4 protein-coding genes are annotated in these 4,993 nt (G+C 72.7%); 1 reads left to right on the forward strand and 3 read right to left on the reverse strand.

Annotation, left to right across the window (positions count from 1 at the left end):
• On the forward strand, nt 1–660 hold a 660-nt coding region (locus ACFWA9_RS33805; protein ID WP_380392440.1), incomplete at its 5' end, for a DUF6879 family protein.
• A 338-nt stretch (nt 661–998) separates the two neighbouring features.
• Here the strand turns inward: ACFWA9_RS33805 and ACFWA9_RS33810 are convergent.
• The 3 genes from ACFWA9_RS33810 to ACFWA9_RS33820 all read right to left on the reverse strand — a co-directional run bounded on the left by ACFWA9_RS33810 (nt 999) and on the right by ACFWA9_RS33820 (nt 4,797).
• Nucleotides 999–1,526, reverse strand: coding sequence for a DUF6879 family protein (locus ACFWA9_RS33810; protein WP_380392442.1), 528 nt, complete (start codon nt 1,524–1,526; stop codon nt 999–1,001).
• 171 nt (nt 1,527–1,697) lie between these two features.
• Nucleotides 1,698–3,074, reverse strand: coding sequence for an FAD-dependent oxidoreductase (locus ACFWA9_RS33815; RefSeq protein WP_380392445.1), 1,377 nt, complete (start codon nt 3,072–3,074; stop codon nt 1,698–1,700).
• A 151-nt stretch (nt 3,075–3,225) separates the two neighbouring features.
• Nucleotides 3,226–4,797, reverse strand: a complete 1,572-nt coding sequence (locus ACFWA9_RS33820; RefSeq protein WP_380392448.1) for a protein kinase — start codon at nt 4,795–4,797, stop codon at nt 3,226–3,228.
• Between the last annotated feature and the right edge of the window lie 196 nt (nt 4,798–4,993).

The raw sequence follows: 4,993 nt of genomic DNA on the forward strand, positions 1-4,993 counted from the left end.
CTCGCTCAACCGAGCGAGGGCCGCCGATCCACACCCGTCCCCAACTTGGCGAATCAGCCCCTCACCGGGGCGTACTTCGAAGGCATCCTGATTCCGTCGGTCCGACGACGAGGGGAGCATGTTGTGGGTGTGCTGATCGGCTTCGACGAGTTCGACGGCATGTTTGAGAGCCTTCAGCGCAGCGCCTTCCGGCTGGAGACCCGCCGCCGGTACCGCTCGGACGAGCAGACCGAGACCTACCGGCGTTTCGCCGCCGGACAGGCACCCGGCTGGGACCTGGATGACCCCTGGTGCCGTTCGCGCCGCGAACAGGCGGCCCTGGGCAAGCGTTTCGAGCGAGTGAGGATCATGGACAACCCGCCGACCCTCGGGCAGCGGTACCTCCTCGACAACGCCGAACGGAACGGCGCCGTCGGCGAGGACATCCGCTACCTCTGGCGCGCCGACGCCGACCGCCTGAGCCTTCCGAACGAGGACACGTGGCTGTTCGACTCCCGTGTGATCGCCCTGCTGCGGTTCGACGCCGATGACGACCTCATCGGCGTCGAACTGATCAATGACCCTGTTCAGGTCGCCCGCGCCTGCCAGGCGCGGGATTCCGCCTGGCGTTTCGCCACTCCACACCGCGAGTTCAGCGCCGGGGTACCGTCCGACCAGTGAGCACCGGATTTCAACCGGCTCGAAAGCCGGCAAGCTACCGGGAGATCCTTGCCCGTATGGCATCCGTGGCCCTCCTTTCGGAGGAAGGCCCAAGGGACTTCTCTGACCCGTTGTGAATGAGGTAGAGAGCAAACATGGATAGCTTCGGCTGGCAAACGTCCAGCTATTCCGGCGCGAATGCCGACTGCGTCGAAGCCAGCGCAGTCGACGGACTGACCCAATCGGCGGCCCTCGGTCCAGCCCGGTCGTGCGGCCAAGGCGCGTCCCGACCGGCCACTCCCGGTGCGGAGTTCACGCCCGGACACCGAGAGCAAGCCGTGCCTGCTGATAGTCGGTGCTCACATGCCAGAAGGTACCTGAGCCCGGAACCGCGCGTAGCGCGTTGCGTGGTGCCAGGCGGCATCGCGAGTCTGGCAGGCTCGCAGGACCTCCAGCGGGTCGGTGACCAGCTCCATCTCCACGGTGCGCTCTCCTTCGAAGTGGAAGCGCGCAACCGTGCGGGAGTCGAAGAGCCAGAAATCCGACAGCCCTGCCAGTCCCGCCGCTGCCGCGTCCGAGCGCCACATGTACCGGATGTCTTCGCCGGCCGCCACGTTGGTCCGGGCGCACGCCAACAGGTACCGCTGCCTCTCGGTCGGCGGATCATCCACCAGACGGACCCGCTCGAACCTCTTGCCCTTGCCCACCATGCGGCGCACGTTCTCGAACCAGGGGTGCCCGACCTCACCTGCCGTGTCACCGGTACGAAGGAACTCGTCGTAGGAGGGCATCTGCTTGTCGGAGAGGTAGCCGGTCCGCGTCTCCAGTCGCCACGCGGTGTGCTCGAATCCGTCGTTGATGAACTCGGTGATCCTCTGCTGAGGCACGAACTCCGGTACTGACGTGGCCTTCTTCGGTGCGAACCTCACGAGGGCTCGCGGGGGACGACGACGAAGCCCTCATCGTCCCTCACGTACTTGAGTTGCGTCACGTCCTCGGGGTCCGTCTCGGCGTACCCCTGGACGACCGGCAGCCGTACGGGGCGCCCGGCCCCGCGCTCAGCCCGCTATGAGCGCGTCCCACTGGTCGCGGGTCGGGCCGTCGTGTTCCGGCTCGAAGTCGGGGTGGGCGGCCAGCCAGGCGGTGACGTGGCGGTCAACCTCCTCGGTGGCGTAGGCCTCGTCCGGTCGCGCCACCAGGTGCCGCACCTTGGCGCGGGCCCGCATGACGACCGGGTCCTCGAAGGCGCAGGTGGCCACGGCCGCCGCCCGCCGCTCCGGGGGCGGCGCGCTCTCGGCGAGCCGCTGCTCGTTGGCGCGGTCGGACGCCACCTGCGCGTCGAACCACGGGCGGAGGGCCTCCGCCGTCCACGCGTGGTAGCCGGCGGGGTCCGCGACGACCTCGTCGACGTGTCCGGCGAGGTACTGGGCGGCCCGCAGGCCCAGGGACACCCCGTGGCCCGAGGTGGGGTTGGTGTGGATGAGGCTGTCCCCCGCGTTGACCAGACCCGTGACGACCGGTCCCTCCGCGTCGGCGAGCGCCGTCCAGCGGTTGTCCAGGCCGGCCATCGCCAGCACGGCCGACTGCGGCTCGGCGTCCAGGTCGAGCCAGGCGGCGCAGGCGGGGAAGCGGCGCGCCACGGCCTCGAACACCTCGGGGTCGGTGAGCGCGCCCCGGGTCGGATCCGCCGTGGAGAGCAGCAGGTTCACCGCGAAGGTGTCGTTGTCGGAGGGGAAGACCCCGGCCAGCGCGAACGACGCGGCCGAGCCGGTCTTCACCCCCCGCCCCGGGTCGCGCGGGCCGTCCGCCCGCAGGCGGTACCAGCGACACAGGTAGGCGATCCCGATGCGGTGGCTCTCGACCACCGGCGGCCGGCAGCCCGCCTCCACCAGCCAGGCGGGCACCGGCGAGCGCCGGCCGGCCGCATCGACGACGAGGTCCGCCCCGAAGGTCTCCGCGCCGACCCGCACACCGGTGACCCGGACGGGCCGCCCCTCCCCCACGGCGAGGCCGCTCACCCGGCTCCCCCGCCGCACCTCCACGGCGGCCTCCCGCCGCACGGCCGCGGTCAGGGCGGCCTCCAGCACGATCCGGCGGGTGCGCAGGGTCACCAGGTCCTCGTCACCGTCCCGGTGCGGCGGGTGCTCGTCGAACCAGTCGAAATCGTGGAACTCCCGGGCCCCGCGCGCCAACAGGTCCTCGTAGACGTCGGGCGCCTCGGCCCGCAGCACGGTGCGCACCGGTGCGAGCAGCGAGTGCGGCTGGACGGCCTGCGGGACCCGCGGCCTGCCCCACCCGAAGAAGTCCTGCTCCAGGTCCGCGCCGGCCTCCCGCGCGTCCTGTTCGTACAAGGTGACCGTGTGACCCCGCCGACCCAGCATCAGCGCCGTCCCCAGCCCGCTGATGCCTCCACCGATCACTGCAACCCGCGCCACTGAGCTCCCCTTCGCGTCGTGTTGCGAAACGAGCCTACCGCTGGGCGATCTTGGACCGGGAGCCGGGAGCCGGGAGCCGGGAGCCGGTGGCCCCGTCACGGAAGGGGCGGGGGTCCGGAGCGACGGACCGGGCACGGCCCCGGCCGCCGGGTCAGTCGTCCTGGTCGCGCTCGTCGGAGCCGTTGAGGGCGGTGATCAGCGTGCTGAGGCGGGTGTTCCAGTTCTGGGCCGTCTGGGCGTCGATCGCGTGCTTCTTGGCGAGGTCCCGGACGGTCCGCTGCGCGTTCTTCAGCTCCTGTGCGGCGTCCTCCTCCTTGCCCTGGTTGAGGCGGGCGGCGGCGCCGTCGAGGGTGTGCAGCAGATCGAGCTGGCGGTCGCGCTCCTTGGTCATCTGGGTCTGCGCCACCGCCCCGCGAAGGGCGTTGAGCTGGACGGCCGGGGCCTGACCGCGCGGCGGGGTGGTGGCGGCGGTGGGCGTGGCCGACGGGGTCGGGAGCGCCGTCGGGGTGGTGGGCGCGGCCGTGGTCGGCGTGGGCGTCGCGGCGGCCGAGACCGACCGGGTCGGCTTGGGCGGCGGCGCGGCGGTGGGCGTGGCCGGGTCGTCGAAGGCGGTGATCGCGAGCATCGCGGCGCCCGCGACCCCCACCAGGCCCAGCGCGCCGAACAGCAGCGGCTTGCGGCGGCTCTCCCGGACGGGCCCCTCGCCGTCCGGCACGGGGGGCATCGCCGGCACCGGCGCCATCACCGAGGTCGCGGCGGGCGCGGGCCGGAACGGGACCGGCGGCAGCAACTGGGTGGCCTGACCGGCCGCACCGGTGGCGAGCAGCTCACTGGTCGGGTCCGAGAAGGCCAGCCCCGGAATCGTCGCCAGCAGCTCGGCGCGCGCGGCCGCGCCGGTGCCGGGCCGGTCGGCCGGGTCCTTGGCGAGCAGGCGCAGCACCGCCGCGTCCAGCGCCGGCGGCACCCCGGCCCGCCGCGCGGACGGCGGCAGCGGCTGCTCGGTGACGTGCTTGAACGCGATCGCCACCGGCGTCTCGGCGGTGAACGGCGGGGCGCCGGTGAGCATCTCGGTCAGCACGCAGCCGACCGCGTACAGGTCGGTGCGCCCGTCCAGCTCGGCGGCGGTGGCCTGCTCGGGCGACAGGTAGGCGGCCGTGCCGAGCACCATCGCCGCCTGGGTGAGGTTGCTGGACGACCCGGCCCGGGCGATGCCGAAGTCGACGACCTTCACCCCGCCGTCGTTGGTGATCATGATGTTGCCGGGCTTGATGTCCCGGTGCACGAGGCCTGCGCCATGCGCGACCTCCAGCGCCTCGCAGACCGCCGCCGCGATGCCGACCGCGCGTTCCACCGGGAGCCCGGGCTGCTGGACGAGCAGGGTGGCCAGCGAGAGGCCGTGCACCAGCTCCATGACGATGTACGGCGAGCCCTGGTCCACGCCGGAGTCGAAGACCATGACGATCCGCGGGTGCACCAGCATCGCCGCGTGCTGCGCCTCGCGGCTGAACCGCTCGGCGAAGCGCGGGTCGTCGGCGAGGCCTCCGTTGAGGACCTTGACGGCCACCTGGCGGCCCAGCACGTGGTCCACGCCCCGCCAGACGGTGGCCATCCCGCCGACGCCGAGTATCTCGACGAGTTCGTAACGCCCGTTCAGCGCCCGTCCGATCACCTGGAACCGCTCCCCTCGCGTGCCCTGCCCGCGGCCACGGACCGCCTCGTGCACGAGTGCACGATAGCCGCCGACGCCGACCGCCCCCCGTGGTCCGCCGCACCCGGGCCGGCCCGGTGCCCGTGGGCGCCCGGGGTCGCCGCCGCACCGGAGGCACCGGACAAACCGAACAGACCGGACGGACCGCCGGGAGAAGGCGGGCCGTCCGGGAAGGGTGGCGGCCGGGGAACCGGGCAGCGGCTGTCTCTTA

Origin of the sequence: Kitasatospora sp. NPDC059973, from assembly GCF_042737525.1 — a bacterium.
In the GTDB taxonomy this organism is placed as follows: domain Bacteria; phylum Actinomycetota; class Actinomycetes; order Streptomycetales; family Streptomycetaceae; genus Kitasatospora.